The organism is Pseudomonas sp. R3-41 (assembly GCF_054161485.1).
This window is the reverse complement of record NZ_CP096421.1, coordinates 117,150-136,759: the sequence shown is the minus strand read 5'-3', so window position 1 is coordinate 136,759 and position 19,610 is coordinate 117,150. Positions and strand designations below refer to the sequence as shown.

16 protein-coding genes are annotated in these 19,610 nt (G+C 62.2%); 9 read left to right on the top strand and 7 right to left on the bottom strand.

The window, feature by feature from the left end; all coding sequences use genetic code 11:
- Positions 1 to 46 precede the first annotated feature (46 nt).
- Genes M1D99_RS00630 through M1D99_RS00610 form a run of 5 tightly spaced genes read right to left on the bottom strand, consistent with a single transcriptional unit; the run spans position 47 to position 5,775 of the window.
- Entirely contained in the window at positions 47 to 871 is an 825-nt protein-coding gene (locus tag M1D99_RS00630) for a class I SAM-dependent methyltransferase (protein ID WP_458131252.1), read from the bottom strand.
- The gene (locus M1D99_RS00625; protein ID WP_186706490.1) at positions 865 to 2,019 is read right to left on the bottom strand and encodes an acyltransferase family protein; all 1,155 of its coding nucleotides are present in this window, start codon (positions 2,017 to 2,019) and stop codon (positions 865 to 867) included. Before M1D99_RS00625 ends, M1D99_RS00630 begins: the two co-directional genes overlap by 7 nt.
- The gene (locus M1D99_RS00620; RefSeq protein ID WP_458131251.1) at positions 2,016 to 2,888 is read right to left on the bottom strand and encodes a class I SAM-dependent methyltransferase; all 873 of its coding nucleotides are present in this window, start codon (positions 2,886 to 2,888) and stop codon (positions 2,016 to 2,018) included. The genes M1D99_RS00625 and M1D99_RS00620 overlap by 4 nt, the downstream gene beginning before the upstream one ends.
- Complete coding sequence (locus M1D99_RS00615; RefSeq protein ID WP_458131250.1) at positions 2,885 to 4,177, bottom strand: glycosyltransferase; 1,293 nt, start codon at positions 4,175 to 4,177, stop codon at positions 2,885 to 2,887. Before M1D99_RS00615 ends, M1D99_RS00620 begins: the two co-directional genes overlap by 4 nt.
- Complete coding sequence (locus tag M1D99_RS00610; RefSeq protein WP_458131249.1) at positions 4,171 to 5,775, bottom strand: glycosyltransferase; 1,605 nt, start codon at positions 5,773 to 5,775, stop codon at positions 4,171 to 4,173. Before M1D99_RS00610 ends, M1D99_RS00615 begins: the two co-directional genes overlap by 7 nt.
- Before the next feature lie 430 nt (positions 5,776 to 6,205).
- On the opposite strand from M1D99_RS00610, the gene M1D99_RS00605 reads away from it, so the two are divergent.
- From M1D99_RS00605 to M1D99_RS00570, 8 genes are read left to right on the top strand one after another with little or no spacing between them, the layout of a single operon-like run.
- Positions 6,206 to 7,120, top strand: a complete 915-nt coding sequence (locus M1D99_RS00605; RefSeq protein ID WP_458131248.1) for a GDP-mannose 4,6-dehydratase — start codon at positions 6,206 to 6,208, stop codon at positions 7,118 to 7,120.
- Positions 7,117 to 8,085, top strand: coding sequence for a GDP-mannose 4,6-dehydratase (gene gmd / locus M1D99_RS00600; RefSeq protein ID WP_186706486.1), 969 nt, complete (start codon positions 7,117 to 7,119; stop codon positions 8,083 to 8,085). Before M1D99_RS00605 ends, gmd begins: the two co-directional genes overlap by 4 nt.
- 3 nt (positions 8,086 to 8,088) lie before the next feature.
- Positions 8,089 to 9,540 carry a mannose-1-phosphate guanylyltransferase/mannose-6-phosphate isomerase gene (locus M1D99_RS00595; protein WP_458131247.1) on the top strand — a complete coding sequence of 484 codons (1,452 nt, stop codon included), beginning with the start codon at positions 8,089 to 8,091 and terminating at the stop codon, positions 9,538 to 9,540.
- Complete coding sequence (locus tag M1D99_RS00590; protein WP_434573418.1) at positions 9,531 to 10,328, top strand: ABC transporter permease; 798 nt, start codon at positions 9,531 to 9,533, stop codon at positions 10,326 to 10,328. The genes M1D99_RS00595 and M1D99_RS00590 overlap by 10 nt, the downstream gene beginning before the upstream one ends.
- The gene (locus tag M1D99_RS00585) at positions 10,328 to 11,593 is read left to right on the top strand and encodes an ABC transporter ATP-binding protein (protein ID WP_458131246.1); all 1,266 of its coding nucleotides are present in this window, start codon (positions 10,328 to 10,330) and stop codon (positions 11,591 to 11,593) included. Before M1D99_RS00590 ends, M1D99_RS00585 begins: the two co-directional genes overlap by 1 nt.
- Positions 11,590 to 12,966, top strand: coding sequence for a glycosyltransferase family 4 protein (locus tag M1D99_RS00580; protein ID WP_458131245.1), 1,377 nt, complete (start codon positions 11,590 to 11,592; stop codon positions 12,964 to 12,966). The genes M1D99_RS00585 and M1D99_RS00580 overlap by 4 nt, the downstream gene beginning before the upstream one ends.
- Positions 12,957 to 14,087, top strand: coding sequence for a glycosyltransferase family 4 protein (locus tag M1D99_RS00575; RefSeq protein ID WP_434573413.1), 1,131 nt, complete (start codon positions 12,957 to 12,959; stop codon positions 14,085 to 14,087). The genes M1D99_RS00580 and M1D99_RS00575 overlap by 10 nt, the downstream gene beginning before the upstream one ends.
- On the top strand, positions 14,088 to 15,218 hold the full coding sequence (locus tag M1D99_RS00570) for a glycosyltransferase family 4 protein (RefSeq protein ID WP_434573411.1): 1,131 nt from the start codon (positions 14,088 to 14,090) through the stop codon (positions 15,216 to 15,218).
- Positions 15,219 to 15,389: 171 nt separating this feature from the next.
- On the opposite strand, the gene M1D99_RS00565 is transcribed toward M1D99_RS00570, so the two are convergent.
- Both M1D99_RS00565 and M1D99_RS00560 read right to left on the bottom strand, forming a co-directional pair.
- Positions 15,390 to 16,016 (bottom strand): glutathione S-transferase family protein, encoded by a 627-nt coding sequence (locus tag M1D99_RS00565; protein ID WP_458131244.1) that lies wholly within the window; start codon positions 16,014 to 16,016, stop codon positions 15,390 to 15,392.
- Between the two features lie 125 nt (positions 16,017 to 16,141).
- Positions 16,142 to 17,044: a LysR family transcriptional regulator gene (locus M1D99_RS00560; protein WP_186728429.1), complete on the bottom strand. Its 903-nt coding sequence runs from the start codon at positions 17,042 to 17,044 to the stop codon at positions 16,142 to 16,144.
- A 331-nt stretch (positions 17,045 to 17,375) separates the two neighbouring features.
- Between M1D99_RS00560 and M1D99_RS00555 the strand changes: the two genes are divergently transcribed.
- Entirely contained in the window at positions 17,376 to 19,598 is a 2,223-nt protein-coding gene (locus M1D99_RS00555) for an LTA synthase family protein (RefSeq protein ID WP_458131243.1), read from the top strand.
- The last annotated feature ends 12 nt before the right edge of the window (positions 19,599 to 19,610 follow it).

The following is a 19,610-nucleotide window of genomic DNA, read 5'->3' as shown; positions in this document are numbered from 1 at the left end:
AACCCAGCGGGAGCAAGCTCCCTCGCCACAAAAGGCGCCCTTGCTGCTAGGGGAGCGCGCCAGGCTTACGCGCAATAATCACCTGACTCTTGGCCACCACCGCGTCCAGCGCCTGCTTGATCTCCACACCACGCGGCGAATTCAGTATGGCTTGCCAAGTGTCGGCCCAATGATTGAGCAACGGGTGGTCGGGGTTGCTGAAATCAACCTTGGCCTCCCAGAACAACAGCATCCACATCGACCAATAGAATCCGTATTGGCTGTGGCTCAACACTTCCAAGCCGGCCTCGCTGAGCATCGCCTTGAACTGCTCTTCGCTGATGATGCGAATGTGGTTGGGCTTGCGGAAGTACTCCGGCGCGGCGATGTCCTTTTGCAGGTCTTCGGAACTGGGGTGCGGCACGCTCAGCAGGTACAGCGCACCGGGCTGGCCGACCCGCACCAGCTCGGCGAGGAATTGCGCCGGGTCGTCGACGTGCTCGATGACTTCGGTGGATACCACCCGGGTGGCCGTGGCGTCGGCAATCGGCAGCGGGTTGCAGTCGGTCACGTGGCACTCGACTTCGCGCGCGGGGGTGTCGCTCAAGCGCTGGCGAGTGGCTTCGACCTTGGCCGCGTCGATGTCGGCAATGATGATCTTCGCCCCACGCATTCCACAAAAATGCACGTTGCCGCCGTCGCCGCAGCCCACGTCCAGCAGCGTGTCTTCAGGCGTCACCGGGAAACCCGTGAACAGTTCGCCGGTTTGCTGGTTGAACCAGCCGCTGAGCATCGCATCGTGCAGCCCGAGCATATACGGGTCGACTTTCTCGGCGGCCGGCTCGGCGGGCGCGGGCAGGCCCGTGGTGAGTTTCTTCAAAAGGCTCAGCATGTCGGGGCTCCAGGGAGAGGAAGGACGGTTCGCGCGGCGGACAGGCGTTCAACCAGCCGGGCACCACGGTTGCGCATGGGCATTTCGACCCAGCGGTAATTGAGCTCGCTCAACAGCCCGATCAATAACAACGCACACGCCAGGGCCGGCCAGGGATGGCTTGCCGGGTCCGGCGAGCCCAAGGGGGCGAAACGAAACCACAATTCGCGCAGCAGGAAAAACACCGGGATGTGGATCAGGTAGATCCCATAGGAACGACTGCCCACCCAAGTCAGCGCCGTTTTCAGTCGACCGCGGGGCAACAGATAATCCCGATCATACGAGGCCACCCAGACCAGCACGGCGCTGAGCACGGCAATGACCCCGAGACGGTAGAACGACAAATTGAAGTGCTCGGTGGCGATCCAGGCCATCACGCTGCCAAGGCCCAGCACCAGCAGCAGGCCCAAGGGGGGGCGGCGCAACCACGTGGGCTCGAAGCGCCAGTAGCTGGGCCGCAAGCTCCAGATCGACAACAACACACCCAGCGCCAAGGCATCGGTACGAATCACCGACAACCACAGCGCCCGCCAAGTGAAGAATTGCACCAGCACCACCGCCAGCAACACCCACACCAGATAGCGACGCGAGACGAACACCAGCAACGGCAGGATCAGATAGAACTGCTCTTCCAACGACAGCGTCCAGTACACGAAGCTTGCGCCGTATTCGTACTGCATGAACGCATCGGCAAAACGCAGGTTGGCGAATTGCAGGAAACCGGCCAGCGTCGCCTGCAGGTTGGCCTGCACGCTGCCAAACGCGCCGGAGCGGTTCAGGAAGAACACCGCGAACAGCACCAGTAGCAACCAGAGCCAGGCCGACGGCAACAGGCGAAACGCCCGGCGAATCCAGAAGTCCCGGGTGATGGCCCAGAATTGCCGGGGATTGTCGCAGCGCCGCAACTGCGGGATCAGGCTGCGTCCGATGACAAACCCGGAAATCGCGAAGAACAGGTCCACGCCCCACCACAGCTGGAAACTGTCGGCCAGGGCCGCCAGGCGCGGCCATCCGCCAGGAAATGGCATGCCTTGCAGGTGATGGAACAACACGCCGATCACCGCAACAGCGCGCAACAACTCGATGTCCATGATCCGCTTGCTGCTCATGAAGGACTCCCGGAAGAACGATCGGGTTTACGCGCGATGATGACCTGGCTCTTGGGCATGAACCGGTCCAGCCCCTGCTTGATCGCCAAGCCGTCGGGCTGCGCCAGCAGGTCCTGCCAGAGGCTCGCCCAGCGCTCCATCAACGGTGGGTACGGCGCCTGGATACGGTCGCGCACGGCCCCCTCGAGGTCCCGGCCCGCCGCCCGTTCGCTGGCCCAGAAGAAAATCATGCCCATGACCCAGAAAAATCCGCTGGCCTGACGATGCTCGATCACCAGCCCGGCGTCTTCCACCAGCGCGGCGAATCGTTCGGCAGTGAAAATCTGTACATGGTTGGGCGCTTGAAAGTAGCCCGGCGGCGCGATGCCTTGCTGCAAATGCTCGCCCACCGAAGCCGGCACGCTGAGCAGGTACTGCGCCCCGGGCCGGCCCATGCGCACCAGTTCGGCCATGAACGGCGCTGGATCATGGATATGCTCGAGCACTTCCATGCAGACGATCTTGTTCGCACAGCCATCGGCCAGGGGCAGCGGCAGGCTGTTGCTGACCAGGCCCAGGAACGGCGCGGCGGCCTGGGCTTCGACCTGGCGGGCGAGGTCGCGCACCTTGTCCTGTTCGCTGTCGGTAAAGATCACGGACGCGCCCTGGCGCATTGCAAACAGGGTCGCCACGCCTTCGCCGCAGCCGACATCCAGCAAAGTATCCTCGGTCGTGATGGCAAAGCCCTTGAGCAACTCACCGGTTTCACTGCAAAACCAACCGTCGAGCATCGCGTCGTAGAGGCCGGCATCCCGGGGCGAAACGGCCGCCGTCGGCGGTGGCGAGGGTTCGACCGGTGGCCTGAGCCCGGCCAGCCATCGGCGGATCATGGTTGCTGCGCGTTCCGGTGCCGCTCGGGTATGGCTTCAAAAAACGCCCGCAAACGCTGCTCGGCGTTGGCCTGGCTGCAGAATTTTTCCAGGCTGCGCACGGCGTGGGCCGACATCCGGCGATAACGCTCGGGGTCGTTCTTGGCCACGTCATAACTGGCGCGATAGGCCAAACACAGCGAGTCCCAATCGGTGACATACCGCAGGGTGCGGTATGCGGCACGCGGGTCGTGGGGCCAGGCGGTCAATTCCTCGGTCGACTCCACTATGAAGGCGTTGTCAGGGTCGATGTAGTCGGCCATCGCCGTGTTCAGCGGCGCAATCGCCGGACGGCCGCACGACATGAACTCCATCAACGGCAGGCACTGCCCTTCGCCGTAGGAACTGTTGACCACGTACCGGGTGGCTTCCACCAGTCGTTCGTAGTCCGCGTCCGCCAGGTAACCGTGTATCAGCACGATGCGACAGCGGTACGACTGGTTCTTGTAGACATGGTGGAGCATGTCGGTCAGCGCGGCGCTGACGTCGTGATGAGTCAGCTTGAGCACCAAGGTTGCGTCGGCAACGTCGCGAAACGTCGTGCAAAACGCGCTGATCATGTCCTTCCAGTTCTTGCGACCGTCGTAAGGATTGAACACGGAGGTGTAAATCACACCGTCCAGCAGTAACTCGCAATCCTCGGCCGGGCCGTCCAGCACCAGCGGTATACCGGCCTGATGCGCCGGTGGGCCATACGGCCGCAGGTCGGTGGTGCGGCTGTCGATCAACAGGCCGTGCAATTGCAGGCGCATGTGATCCACTGTCGGCCGCTGGGCCAGCGCCGCCCCACGGGCGGCAAAGCGGTCCCATACCGGCGCGGCGACGGCGGCGATGGGGAAGTCCGCCCCCATCACCTCGCGAACGGTTTTGACCGTGAAGCTGGAATGGGTGATCGCCATGCCGGTTGCGCCCAGGACCACCCGCCAATCGTGCCGGGGCTCGCCCTGCCAGCTTTCGGTGGGGACGGTGCTGAACTCCCAGGCAAACACCGGGATCGTCGGACAGGCGTAATGGGCGGCAGTGCGGTGCGGCGGTGAAAACGACAGGAATACGCAATCCTCGCCGCGCCCCAGGCAATCGGCATAAAGCGGGTCGACCTCTTCGTCAGGTCGAGTCACTTCGACGACCTGCCCCAACCGCTCCAGCACCGGGCGGAACTCCTTGAGCACGAAGTAATAGCTGTACTCGGGCTTGCCGAGGTTTTCCAGGATGTTGCTCTGGTTGGTTTCCGAATAAATGATGATCAACATGAGGCGGTACCTGCCTGGGCCACCCGCGACAGCCCTTCATCACAGCCTGGCGCCGCCAGGAAATCCGCCAGGCGCTGCTGCACCGGGGCGAACCCGCAATAGCGGCGCATCCGCTCGCTCGCGGCAACGGCCATGGCCTGGTAGGCCTGCGGCTGGTGCTTGGCCATGGCGTAGCTCTGTTCATAGGCGAGTTTCAATGAACCCCAGTCGGGCCGATGGCGCAGGGTGCGATACAAGATGCGCGAGTCTTCCGGCCAGATCGTGGGTTCGCGGCTGGACTTGACGATGAAGGCTACTTCGGTATCGATGTAGTCGCGCATCGCCGTGTGGTCCGGCGCGATGGCCGGGCGGGCGCAGGACATGAATTCCATCAGCGGCAGGCACAGGCCTTCGCAACGGGACGCGTTGACGTAGAAACTCGCCGCGCCATACAGCCGGGCGAATTGTTCGTCCTCCAGGTAACCGTGCATCACCACCACCCGGCAACTGAATGGCGACAGCTGGGACAGCAGCGTCAGCAGCTCGACGTAGTAGGTCGACAGATCGTTCTGGGTCATCTTCAGCACCAGCGTGGCGTCTTCGACGTCGCGTAGCGCCCAACAGAAGGCGGTGATCAACTGATGCCAGTTCTTGCGACCGTCATCAGGGTTGAACACGCTGACGTACACCACCCCACTGACGTCGGTTTCCGCCATCTGGCTGGTGTCCGGCAGGACGGCTTGGGGATGTTCCGGTGGCGCGGGCTCAGGAACGGGCTCGACGACTAACGGCGGCGCTGGCCCCCTCAGGACCCGGCTGGTGGCAACGCGTACCGGCACCGGAATCAGGTCGCGGACCGCCTCGCGATACCAGCACAGCAGGTTGTGCTTGAACAGCCAGACGGGGCCCTGCTCGCTCCTGCCGGTGAAGGCGCGGACGACTTCGCGCAGGTAATGACGGGAAATGAATGCCCGCCGCCGCCAAGTCAGCGGCGGCGGTACGATGCCCGGATCAATGCCAGGCTCTGGTTCCGGCTCACCTTCGAAAATCGGCGCGATCAAGCCATCCGCCGACAACCCGAGGGGCCGACTGTCGATGATGCAACCCTTGATCTGCAAGGTCGTTCCCGGGTTGACCGGCCGGCTTGGGTGTTGCTCACGAACCGCCGCGAAACGCTCCCACAGTGGCGTGGGCAACACCAACACCGGGAAATCCTCGCCCAGCGTCCGACGGATCGCCTCGGCCGTGTGGCTGGACAGGGTAATCACCCGGCCATGACGGGCCAGCGTGCGGCTCCAGTCATGCCGCGGGTCGTCATCCCAGTGCTCGGCCGGGATCGAATCGAACTCCCAGGCCACTACGCAGACCATCGGGCACAGCAGGTCGAGCGGGGTCTTGTGCGGGGGGGAAAACGAAAGGAACAAGCAGTCCTGTCCGGCCTGCCGCAACGTTTGATAAAGCGGATCGACCTCTGCGACCGACGACACCACATGCACCGGCCCCAGGCTTTCCAGCACGGGGCGATAGGCCTTGAGCACGAAGTAATAGCTGTACTCAGGGCGACCGAGGCTCTGACTGATGGAGTGATCGTTTACATCCGAGTAAAGAATGAAATTCATGGCATCCCATCATGGCGCCGCCATCCCGGCAGCCCCAACTTCATGACGGTCGAGTCACGCATCGAGCCGGCCCGGGAGCCGCCACGCGTCGTTCATCTTGCTACCCGTCTCGTTCTTGTTTTTTTAATGGTCCCGTCCCTTGCGGTTTGATCCGAAGATCGGAACCAGGGGCAAGTGTGACGAGGGGCATTCTAAACACATCCGCCAAGGGTTCGTGAACCGCTCGATGTGAATAAACCCGCTATAAATATGAGAACTGGTCAGTCACGGTTTGCGCTGTTGAAATTGCGGCGAAATTGGAACAGATTGGCAACCAAACAACTACAACAAATGCTTCGCTAAGCTGATCGTTGAGTGACTTTTCCCCGATCTTACGGAAATTTCCTACTCCATTCGCGATAGACGAAGTCACCGTAAAGGGGGCTGGTGCTTGAAAAAACGTCTGTTCGTTACGGGCCTCAGCGGCTTCGTTGGACGTCACCTCAATTCTCGACTGAACGGTCATGATTCGGCCTGGCAGGTGATGCCTGTCGCCGCGCGCTACGACCTGACGGATGCCAAGACCCTGGAGGGCCTCTGGCCCGAGGTTCCCGACGCCGTGATCCACCTGGCGGGCCAGACCTTTGTCCCTGAAGCCTTCCGCGACCCGGCACGCACCCTGAACATCAACCTGTTGGGCACCTTGAACCTGCTCCAGGCCCTCAAGGCCCGGGGGTTCACCGGCACGTTCCTGTATGTCAGCTCCGGTGACGTCTATGGTCAGGTCAGCGAAGACCGGCTGCCGATTACCGAACTGCAAGCACCCGCCCCACGCAACCCGTACGCCGTGAGCAAGCTGTCGGCCGAACTGCTGAGCCTGCAATGGGGCATGAGCGAAGGCTGGCCGGTGCTGGTGGCTCGCCCGTTCAATCACATCGGCCCCGGCCAGAAGGACAGCTTCGTCATTGCCAGCGCCGCCCGGCAAATCAGCCTGATCAAGCTGGGCCTGCAACCGGCCCGGTTGCAGGTGGGCGATATCGACGTGACCCGCGACTTCCTCGATGTCGGCGATGTGATTTTGGCCTACCTGAGCCTGCTGGAAAAAGGCGCCCCGGGGCAGGTCTACAACATCTGCTCGGGTCGCGAGCAGAGCATTCGCAGCCTGATCGAACAACTGGGCGATATCGCCCAGGTCGATGTGCAACTGATCCAGGACCCTGCGCGTCTTCGCCGCGCAGAACAGCGTCGCGTCTGTGGTAGCCCTGCCAAGCTACGACAGGCCACCGGATGGACGCCCGAAACAACAACACAACAATCCTTGCGGGCGATCCTGTCCGACTGGGAGATACGGGTACAACAAGAATGAAAAGTGCATTGATCACAGGGATCACCGGCCAGGACGGCGCGTATCTGGCCAAGTTGCTGCTCGACAAGGGTTACAAAGTCCACGGTCTGGTGGCGCGACGCAGCAGCGACTCGCGCTGGCGGCTGCGAGAGATGGGCATCGAACAAGACATCGTTTATTTGGACGGTGACATGGCCGACGCCTGCTCGGTGCAGCGGGCGGTGATCAAGTCGGCGCCGGACGAGGTGTATAACCTGGCCGCGCAAAGCTTCGTCGCGGCCTCCTGGGACCAGCCGGTGACCACCGGCATCGTCGACGGGCTGGGGGTCACCCATCTGCTCGAAGCCATTCGCCAGTTCAGTACGCAGACCCGTTTCTACCAGGCCTCCACCAGCGAAATGTTCGGCCTGATCCAGGCCGAGCAGCAGGACGAGCACACCCCGTTTTACCCACGCAGTCCCTATGGCGTCGCGAAACTGTACGGCCACTGGATCACCGTCAATTACCGGGAAAGCTTCGGCCTGCACGCCAGCAGCGGCATCCTGTTCAACCACGAATCACCGCTGCGCGGCATCGAGTTCGTGACCCGCAAGGTCACCGACGCCGCCGCGCGTATCAAGCAGGGCAAGCAGCAGGAGTTGCGCCTGGGCAATATCGACGCCAAGCGCGATTGGGGCTTTGCCGGCGATTACGTCGAGGCCATGTGGCTGATGTTGCAACAGGACACCCCCGACGATTACGTAGTGGCCACTGGCGTCACCACCACCGTGCGCGAGATGTGCAGGATCGCCTTCGAACATGTGGGGCTGGACTACCGTGACTTCGTCAAGATCGACCCGGCGTTTTTCCGCCCGGCCGAAGTCGAGGTGTTGCTCGGCAACCCGGCCAAGGCCCAACGCGTCCTGGGCTGGAAGCCCCGGACCGACCTCGACACCCTGATCCGCATGATGATGGATGCGGACATGAAACGCGTCGCCAAGGAGTAGGCCATGCTCATTCCTGTGATTCTCTCCGGCGGAGCCGGGACGAGGTTGTGGCCGGTGTCCCGCGAGGGTCATCCCAAGCCTTTCATGCGCTTGCCCGACGGCCAATCGTTGCTGGGCAAAACCTACCGGCGTGCCGCGGGGTTGTTCGATGGCCGGGGCGATATCGTCACGGTCACCAATCGCGAATACTATTTCCAGAGCCGCGATCACTATCAAAGTGCCCACCTGGAACGTCACCGTGGTCACTTCCTCCTCGAACCCACGGGCCGCAACACCGCGCCGGCCATTGCCACGGCCACCCTCGCCATTCAGGCGTTGCATGGCGACGAGGCGATCCTGGTGGTCATGCCGGCCGATCATTTGATCCAGGACGAGGCGGCCTTCCAGGCATCGGTGGCGCACGCCGTGGAACTGGCGAAGAGCGGTCACCTGGTGACCTTCGGCGTGCTGCCCTCGGCGCCGGAAACCGGATTCGGCTATATCGAACGGGGCCAGCCGCTGGACACCAAGGGCGCGGCCAAGGTCGTTCGCTTCGTCGAAAAGCCCGACTTGCCGACCGCCACGCAGTATTTGGAAAGCGGCCGCTTCTTGTGGAACTCAGGAATGTTCTGCTTCTCGGTCAAGACCCTCTTGGCGGAGTTGCAAGCCCACGCCCCCGAGCTGCTGGAACAGGCGCGCGCCTGTGTCGCGGCCAGCACGGCGGTGGAAACCTCAGGGTGCGTGCAGCAGGAATTGTCCGCGGCGCATTTCGCCGACATGCCAGACATCTCCATCGACTATGCCCTGATGGAGCGCTCCGCCAATGTCGTGGTGATCCCGGCCACATTCGATTGGAGCGATATTGGTTCCTGGAGCGCCGTCGCCGGCCTGGTGCCCGCCGACGCGCAGAACAACCGCGCCACCGGCGAGGCCCTGTTCATCGACAGCCAGCACAACTTCGTCCAGAGCGAAGGCCGTCTGGTGGCGGCCCTGGGCGTGGAAAACCTGATCATCATCGACACCGCCGACGCCGTGCTGGTGGCCCATGCCGACCGCGCCCAGGATGTGCGCCGCGTCGCCCGGCAACTCAAGGACAAGGCGCACGAAGCCTATCGCCTGCATCGCACGGTCAGCCGCCCATGGGGCAGTTATACCGTGCTTGAAGAAGGGCCACGCTTCAAGATCAAGCGCATCGTGGTCAAGCCTGGCGCGTCGCTGTCGCTGCAAATGCACCACCATCGCAACGAACACTGGGTGGTGGTCGAAGGCATGGCCAAGGTCACCAACAATGGCTCGGGTTCGCACCTGGTCGCCAAGAATGAATCGACCTTCATCCCGGCCGGACACAAACATCGTCTGGAGAATCCCGGCGTGATCGATCTGGTGATCATCGAAGTGCAAAGTGGCGAATATCTGGGGGAAGACGACATCGTTCGCTTCGAAGACCACTACGGCAGGGTCGACGCATGTTGCTGAGCTTGCCCCACTCCCTGTGGAATTACCGCGGCTTCGTCCTGGGCAGCGTCAAGCGCGAGTTCCAGGCGCGGTATCGCAACTCGTTGTTCGGCGCGTTGTGGACGGTGCTCAACCCGTTGTCGATGATCCTCGTCTACACGGTGATTTTTTCCCACATCATGCGTGCCCGCCTGCCCGGGGTCGAAGATGGCATGGCCTATAGCGTCTACCTCTGCGCCGGGCTGCTGACCTGGGGCTTGTTCGCGGAAATCACCACCCGCAGCCAGGGCATGTTCCTGGAAAACGCCAACCTGCTGAAAAAGATCAGCTTCCCGCGGATCTGCCTGCCGGTGATCGTGCTCTTCAACGCGGGCATCAACTTCGCGATCATCCTTGGGCTGTTTCTCGGTTTCCTGTTGATCACCGGACGCTGGCCAGGCATGACCTTGCTGGCCCTGGTGCCGCTGCTGGCCCTGCAAGTGATGTTCGCCGCCGGGCTGGGCATGCTGCTGGGGATCCTCAATGTGTTTTTCCGCGATGTCGGGCAGCTGTTCGGCATTTGCCTGCAATTCTGGTTCTGGTTCACGCCGATCGTCTACCCGATGACGATCCTGCCGCCGTCGATCCAGCAACTGCTCGCGTTCAACCCCATGACTGCCCTGATGCAGAGCTACCAGAACCTGTTTCTCTATAACCAGTGGCCGGTCTGGAGTTCGCTGGTGCCGTTGCTGGTGCTCGCCCTGCTGTTGTGCGCCCTGGGCTTGCGCATGTTTCGCCGGCGCGGCGGTGAAATGGTGGATGAACTCTGATGGGACATTTGCGTGTCACCGGCCTGGGCAAGGCCTACAAGCAGTATCCGAACCGCTGGAGCCGGCTGTTGGAGTGGTTGGTTCCCTTTTCCCGCCAGCGCCATCAACTGCACTGGATCCTCCAGGGTGTGGATTTCGAGATCCAGCCCGGGGAAGCCGTCGGCATCGTCGGGGTCAACGGCGCCGGCAAAAGTACGTTGCTCAAGATGATCACCGGCACCACCCAACCCACCTGCGGCCACATCCAGCTACAAGGCCGCGTTGCCGCGTTGCTGGAACTGGGCATGGGCTTTCATCCGGATTTCACCGGTCGCCAGAACGCGTTCATGGCCGGTCAGTTGCTGGGCATGCAGGTGGAGGAAATCGAAGCCCTGATGCCCGAGATCGAGGGCTTCGCCGAAATCGGCGAGGCCATCGACCAGCCGGTACGCACCTATTCCAGCGGCATGCAGATGCGCTTGGCGTTCAGTGTCGCCACCGCCCGGCGCCCGGACATCCTGATCGTCGACGAAGCGCTGTCGGTGGGCGACGCCTACTTCCAGCACAAGAGCTTCGAGCGCATCCGCAGCTTCCGCAAGGCCGGCACCACGCTGCTGATCGTGTCCCATGATCGCTCGGCGATCCAGTCGATCTGCGACACCGCGATCCTGCTCGAACACGGGCGCATGGCCATGCGCGGCAAACCGGAAGAGGTGATGGATTACTACAACGCGATGCTGGCCCAGCGCGAAGGCCAAGTGGTCCGCCAGGAAATGCTCGCCAGCGGTCAGGTGCGGACCATTTCCGGCACCGGCGAGGCCGGCATCGTCGATGTGCAGTTGCTCAACAGCCAAGGGCAGTCGGTGGAAGTGGCCGGGATCGGCCAGCCGATGGTGCTGCAAGTGCGGGTCGAGACCCGCCAGGACATCGAACGGCTGGTACTGGGCTTTTTGATCAAGGACCGCCTGGGCCAGCCCATGTACGGCATCAACACCCATCGCCAGGACAAGGCCGTGACCGACCTCAAGGCCGGCGAACAGATCACCTTCCGCTTCAGTTTCGACATGCGCCTGGGCAAGGGCAATTACTCCGTCGCGCTCAGCCTGTCGCGGCTGGACTCGCACCTGGACCGTAATTTCGAATGGCGCGACTACGGATTGGTGTTCCACGTGATCAATAATCGCCAGGAGGATTTCGTCGGCTGTTCCTGGCTCCAGGCCCGGACCAGTATCCAGCGTTCGAGCCAAACGGCCGTCGAGGCGGTGCCGCAAAAGGAGTTGCCATGAGCCGTCTGTTGGTGGATTGCACCTACGTATACGACCACCCGAATGACAACTCCGGCATCCAGCGCGTGGTGCGCAACGTCATTCGCGAACTGCCGGCCAGGGACCACGAACGCGAATGCATTCCCGTGGTGATGCTGCAGGGCAAGCTGTACGAAGTGAAAAGCCTGGCCCCTTTGCCCACGAACGGACTGGATCTGGCCAGTCTGCGAGCACGGCTGGTACAGTTCGCCAACCTGTTCTGGCTCAGGCAGCGGACCCTCGAACAACGGCGCCCCTTCAGCCAGTCGATCTGGGCTCGCCGCTTCTTGTACGTGGCTTGCCGACTGTTCTCCCTGGCGTGCTTGAGCCTCCCCATTCGAATCCTCGATCGTCTCCTCAAACGCAAGCCAGTCCCGGCACGCAGCGTACCGCTGGCACATCGGGCCGGCGATCAGCTGGTGTTGCTGGACTCTTCCTGGCACTCAGGTTTCTTTCCCCTGGCCGAACAGCTCAAGCGTGATGGCGTCGGGATCATCTCAGTGGTCTACGACCTGATTCCCCTGACCCATCCGCAATTCTGCGACGCCGGACTGGTCAAGGTGTTCAACCATTGGTTCGACTGGATCGCCCGCACCGCCGACGGCTACATCGCCATTTCCGCCACCATCCGCGACCAGCTTCGCCAGGAAATGGTCCGGCGCATTGGCGAGCAAGAGGTGCGCAAGCGCTGGTTCGACTATTTCCACCTGGGCAGCGAACTGGACCTGGTTGACGCCACCCAACCCGTCGACCCGAACTTGTTGCGGCTGTTCAAGCGCCCCGAGCCGGTGTTCCTGATGGTGAGCACCATCGAGCCGCGCAAAAACCACGCTTACCTGCTCGATGCCTTCGAACGGGCCTGGGCCGCCGGTTCACAAGCGCGACTCTGCATCGTCGGCAAGATCGGCTGGAAATGCGAAGCCCTGATCGAGCGCATTCAACGCCATCCGCAGCTCGACAGCCGCCTGTTCATGTTCAACAACCTGGCGGACCAAAGCCTGGAACACGCCTACCGACACGCCACGGCGCTGGTGTTCCCGTCCTATGTGGAGGGCTTCGGCCTGCCGTTGGTAGAAGCCATGCAACGCGGCTTGCCGGCGATGGGCAGCGACATTGAAGTGTTTCGGGAAATCGGCGGAGAGTTCATGGCCTATTTCGATCTCGACGATCCCCAAAGCCTGGCGAACCTGGTCATCGACATGGAGCGCACCGGGGTATTCCCGGCCAAGCGCAACCTGGATCAATGGCAATGGCAATGGCTGAGCTGGCGCCAGGCCAGTGCGCAATTGGTGGAGCGAATCGAGGGCCACATTATTGGTGCAGCGATCGTCGACAGGGAAACAACATGCGGATAGCCCTCAACGCACGCATTCTCCAGGCGCCCCGCACCGGTATCGGCCACTACGTAGCGGAACTGGCGACTGCCTTGGCGCGGGAGCCGGACGTACAGTTGTCGTTGTTCCACGGTTGGGGCTGGAGCCCGCAGTTGCCACCAACAGCCAAGCCAGGCTATTCCAAGCTGAGCCCGTTGCTGCGACGGGTTCCGGGCGCCTACCAAGCGCGGCGCTGGCTGGAGCAGAAACGCTTCGATCAAGGCCGTTCAAAGGCTATCGACCTGTATCACGAACCCAGCCTGTGGCCGTTGGCTTTCGAAGGGCCGACGGTGATCACCCTCCATGACCTCACGCACCTGCGCTACCCCGAGACGCAGCCACCGGCACGCCTGAAGGAAATCGAGCGACGGCTCAGCCGCGCAGTGGAACAGGCCCAATTGATTCTGACCGACTCGCAATTCATCGCCGATGAAGCCCAGCAATATTTCGGCATTCCCGCCGAGCGCCTGAGGGTCGCGCCGCTTGGGGTGGCGACACGTTTCCACCCGCGCGAACCGGAAGCGATCGACAGCGTGCTCAAGGCCCATGGGCTGGAGCACGGCCGATACTTTCTCTGTGTCGGCACCCTGGAGCCACGCAAGAACCTGTCATTGGCCTTGCGCGCTCATGCCGGGCTTCCTGAGTCCATACGTCAGGCTTTTCCTTTGTTCATTGTAGGAATGAGCGGATGGCAACAGGCACAGCTCAATGATGAGTTGAAACGCGCCCTGGCAGATGGTCATGTCTGCCTGGCGGGGTATCTGCCTGACGAACAGGTCGCCCAGCTGTTGGCGGGGGCCCGGGCACTGATTTTCCCGTCGTTCTACGAAGGCTTTGGCCTACCGGTGCTTGAAGCCATGGCCAGCGGCACGCCGGTAATGACCACCCGCTGCTCGGCGATGCCGGAAGTGGCCGGGGCGGCTGGCATTTATTGCGAGCCCGACGATCCACAAGGCATGCGCGACGCCATGCAGCGGTTGATTGAGGATCGCCCGCACTGGCAGGCGTGTCGGGAAGCAGGCTTACAACAGGCTGCGCTGTTTTCCTGGGAGCGCTGTGCAAAGGTCACGGCTCAGGCGTATCGCCAGGTCTTGGGAGGTTGAATGCGAGTCCTGCACTTTTACAAAACCTATTTGCCAGACTCCATGGGTGGCATCGAACAGGTTATCTTCCAGCTGTGCGACAGCACCGACCGGTTGAGTATCGATAACACCGTGTTGGCCCTGAGCGGGCAACCGGCGTCGGAGCCGATCAAGATCCGCCAGCATGTGGTTCATCAAGCTCGAATGGACTTCCAGCTAGCATCCACCGGCTTCTCCTACAGCGTTTTCAAGAAATTCCGTGAACTGGCCGCCGAAGCGGACGTGATCAATTTCCACTTCCCCTGGCCGTTCATGGACCTGGTGCACTTTTGCAGCGCCGCGAAAAAACCCTACGTCGTGACCTACCATTCGGACATCGTTCGCCAACGGCACCTGCTCACGCTCTATCGACCGCTGATGCGACGTTTCCTGGACGGCGCGGATCGGATCGTCGCAGCCTCGCCGAACTATGTGCATACCAGCGATGTGCTCAAGGCATACAGGGCCAAGACCCGGATTATCACCTACGGCCTGAACAAGAGCAGTTATCCACAGCCCGACGCCGAGCGCATGGCGGGGTGGAAGGCCAGACTGGGTGAGCGGTTCTTTTTGTTCGTGGGGGTGATGCGTTATTACAAAGGCCTGCACATTCTGCTCGACGCCCTCAAAGGCGTGAATTATCCCGTGGTCATCGTGGGCGCCGGTCCATTGGAAAAACAACTGCATGCCCAGGCGGCGGCACTGGGCCTGCGCAACCTGCATTTCCTCGGGCGACTGGGGGACGAAGACAAGGTTGCGCTGCTGGAACTGAGTTATGCCATCGTGTTCCCTTCGCACCTGCGCTCCGAAGCCTTTGGCATCTCCCTGCTCGAAGGCGCGATGTTCGGCAAGCCGATGATCTCCAGCGAAATCGGCACTGGCACCAGCTACATCAATATCCACGAAGAAACCGGCCTGGTGGTGCCACCGAGCAACCCCGAGGCATTCCGCGAGGCGATGCGCACCCTGTGGGAAAACCCGGCGCAGGCCCAGGCAATGGGGGCCAGGGCCGAAGCCCGTTATCGTCAGCTGTTCACGTCCGAAGAGATGGGCCACAAGTGGGTGCAGCTGTACGAGGAACTGCTGGAGGAAAAGGCGCTTTCCTACGCCTGATCCCACCTCACGATAGAGCGACGCAATCCTATGTGGCGAGGGGATTTATCCCCGCTGGGCTGCGCAGCAGCCCCTTGCTCTCGTTCTGACAAACCGCGACGGCCGATACTTCTAGGGGGCCGCTTCGCGCCCCAGCGGGGATAAATCCCCTCGCCACACCCATTCAAGTGCTCATGAATGCTTTTGCAACCCGACAACCGTCCGCGGCATGCCCACGAACCCGGGCAAGGCTTCGATCCGCGCCAGCCAGGACCGCACATTGGCATAGTCCTCCAACGACACATTGCCTTCCGGTGCGTGGGCGATGTAGCTGTAGCCGGCGACGTCAGCGACGGTCGCCGTATCACCCGCCAGAAAATCACGACTGCTCAATTCCTGATCGATGACTTTCAACACATTGTGGGATCGGGCAATCACGTCCTCAGCGTTGTAGGCCGCGCCAAACACCGTGATCAGCCGCGCCGTGGCCGGCCCCGCATGGATCGGCCCGGCCGCCGCCGACAACCAGCGCTGCACCCGGGCGGCACCGACCGGATCGGTGGGCAGCCAGCGGCCCTTGCCATATTTTTGCGCCAGGTACACGAGGATCGCGTTGGAGTCCGCCAGCACCACACCGTTATCATCGATGACCGGTACTTGGCCAAACGCATTGAGCGCAAGGAAATCCGCCTGTTTGTGCGCGCCCTTGGCCAAGTCGACAAAGATCTCCTCGACCGGCAGTTCGAGTAACGACAGCATCAGTTGAACGCGATGGGAATGGCCGGAAAGCGGGAAGTGATAGTGCTTGATCGGGTTCATGGTCGACTCCGCTGGAAGTGACGCCATCACCACAACGGCGTCGATGGGGTCATCTTCCGCCCAAGGCAAAAACAAGAGAATCACCTGCAGATGCAATCCATTGTTTCAGCCAGAGAAACAATGCTTCAGCCGCTCAAGGCTGGATGTTCGCGCAATGCACTGACAACAAAATCGACAAAACTGCGGACCCGCGCCGGCGCATTGCGCCCGCCTTGGTACACCACATGGATCGGCAGCGGCGGCAATTCGAAATCGGCCAGGACGATTTCCAGCTCACCGGCGGCCACGTTGCCCGCCACCTGATAAGACAGGATTCGCGTCATCCCCAGTCCCTGACAAGCGGCGGTAATCGCCGCCTGGTTGGCCGTCACTACCAACCGCGGCACGGGCCGGACGGCCAACGGTTGGCCTGAATCGATGAAGGTCCAGCTTTTGACCTGGCCAATGGCCGATGACGCCACCACGGGCATTCGCTCCAGGTCATCCGGATGCCGGGGCCGCCCGTGGCGCGCGAAGAAATCCGGGGAGCCGCACACCACCCGCCGCACTTCACCGACCCGCACGGCGTGCAGGTTGCTGTCCGGCAGCTCGCCAATGCGCAGGGCAACGTCGATGCCCTCCTCTACCAGACTGACCGTGCGGTCCAACAACAAGGCGTTGATGCTGACCTCGGGGAATCGGTGCAGGTAATCCACTAGCAGCGGCGTGACGAACAATTGCCCAAACAGTACCGGCGCGGTAATCGTCAACTGCCCGCGGGGCTGGACGTGACTGCCAGCCGCCGAATCCTCGGCTTCCTGCAAATCGTTCAGGATCCGCCGACAGTCCTCGAGAAAGCGCTGGCCGGCTTCGCTCAGGTACACGTTGCGAGTGGTACGGACCAGCAGTGGCGTGCCGATGCGTTGCTCCAACGCTGCCACCGCCCGCGTGACGCTGGCCGCCGACAGGCCCAGGCGCCGCGCCGCCGACGAAAACCCCGACGCCTGGGCCACGGCGAGGAAAACCTGCATTTCCTGGAACCTGTCCATCCATCCCCCCGATGAGAAATCCTGATACAAGTTTTCTGCACGCCTCAAAGCAGCGCGACACGGCCATTGTAGGGGCCTGTGCCAGTGAACCACAGCGTAGCGCAGCCGGACACCGGACCATTGGCCCGGCCAGGGGCGACAGCCCTTGCTACCATCTCTCTTCATGACAGTTTCATGACCGACGGAAGCCCCCTGTGGGAGCGAGCCTGCTCGCGATGGCGGTGTGTCAGTCACTATGAACTCAGCTGATCCGGCGCTATCGCGAGCAGGCTCGTTCCCACAGGGGCAGTGTCCGTTCAGTAGAATGACTTCAACCGAAAGGCCTGCTTTTGTGAACGTTCTTTATCGCGCTTCAACCCATCCCCGCGCCTCGCTCATCGCCCTGATTGGCTGCGTATTGATGGTCCCCATGGGCCTGCGTCTCGCCCTGGGTTGGTCCGACCCGCTGGGTTATCTCTCGGACCTGGGTATCGGCGGGTTGTTGATCGTGCTGCTCCATCGCCGTCCCGGGTGGCTGGCATTCCCGGTATTACTGGCCTGGAGCGCATTGACCCTGGCCAGCATCGAGCTGGTCAGCGCGGTCGGGCGGATGCCCGGTCCTTCGGATATTCATTACCTGACCGACCCGCAGTTCGTTGAAAACTCCACCAGCGGCGGCTTCGCCCATCCGTGGCTGGCCGCGATCCAGTTGGCAGCCCTGGCGTTGTGTCTGGTGAGCCAATGGACCTGCCGCCCCCACCAGGCGCCACGCTTGCCGCGCCGCGCCTGGGCCGTGCCGGTGTTGCTCTTGCTGATCCACGGCGCACTGCAAGCCTGGCGCCCCAGTGAGGCGGACCAATGGAATGTGTTCAACCTGCCCCACCAACTCGTCACGGCGGGGATCGCCGCCGGGCAGGACCAAGCCCGGCAATGGCTCGATGGCGACACCGTTGACCCAATCCCGCCCATGGAAGGGCTGACCCGCCTGGACCTCGATGGCCGCAAATTGCTGGCCGAACCGGGGCGTGCGCGCAACGTGCTGGTTATCGCCCTGGAAGGCATTCCCGGCGCCTATGTGAGTGCCAATCGCCAGGCCTTGAGAAGCAGCTATCAGGAAAACCTGATGCCACACCTCAGCGCCTGGGCCGAGCGCGGCATGAACACCCCCGATTACGTCCTGCACAGCCACCAGACCATTCGTGGCTTGTACGCGATGCTGTGTGGCGATTACGACAAGCTCGACGACGGCACGCCCAAAGGCGTCGAAATGCTCAACCAGACCCAGCGCAACCAAGCCTGCCTGCCGGCCCAGTTGCGCCAGAACGGCTTTTCCACGCATTTCCTCCAGGGCGCGGGCCTGCGCTTCATGGCCAAGGACCGAATCATGCCGCACATCGGCTTCGACACGACCTTGGGCATGGAGTGGTTCACGCGCCCCGCCTATCTGGAATTTCCTTGGGGCAAGGACGACAAGACGTTCTTCGAAGGCGCGCTGGACTACGTCGGGCAACTGCAACAAGCGGACAAGCCCTGGATGCTGACTCTGCTGACCGTGGGCACGCACCAGCCCTACTCCGCGCCGGACGACTACCTGCAACGCTACGACACGGCCAAGCAGGCGGCGGTGGGTTACCTGGACGACGCACTGGCGAACTTCCTGGCGGGCCTGGAACGCCAGGGCATCCTGGACAATACCCTGGTGGTCATCACCTCGGACGAATCCCATGGCATCGACGATGTGCGGCTGGCCTCGTCCTGGGGGTTCAACCTGACGCTGGCGCCGGAACCATTGCCCCGGATCAAGTCAGGCACCTACGGGCATGTGGACCTGACCGCCTCGATCCTCGATTACTTCGGCTTTGCGGTGCCCAAATCGTTGTCCGGCCGCTCGATGTTCAGGGACTACCCGACGGGTCGGGAAATCATGTCGTTCACCAACGGCAAGCTGCGCTACCACGATGGCAAGGGCACGTTTACCGAATGCGATTTCCTCCAGCATTGCCGTGACTACACCAGCGAAGGCTTCATCGCCGACCGCGTCATCTATGGCGGGCAATACAGCGGCCAGCGTGCCCGATTGATCAGCGCCCGGGCCACCGCCCTGGACCAGACACTGTTGCGCACGCCCTTGAACCAGCATTATCAGTTCGGCAGCACGGACAAAATCCCGTTGCCGGCCCAGGTCACCAACGACTGGACCGACAACCTGATCGGTGCCCAATACCTGGAAATGCCCAAGGGCTCGCAGACCCGCGTCAGCCTGACCATCCGAGCCGTGGAAGCTGACCATGCCGCCTACATTTCCCTCAAGGCCAAGGAGTTCGAGCAGGATGTGCCGATGGACCTGCCGACCGAGGTGGCGGTGACACCCGACCAACCACTGGTGATGAACATCAGTTTCGACAACCCACAGCAGCGCAAGGCGTTTTCCTTCCATCTGCTCGGTCATGGGGTCGGCGCCATCGAGATCAGCGACTTCAGCGTCGTGACCGAACTGCCGGATCAGGCAAGCCAGACGGACCAGCCGCAATACCTGGACGATATGCAGGAAGACAGCGAGGTCCAATCCGGCTGAACAAAAAACGCG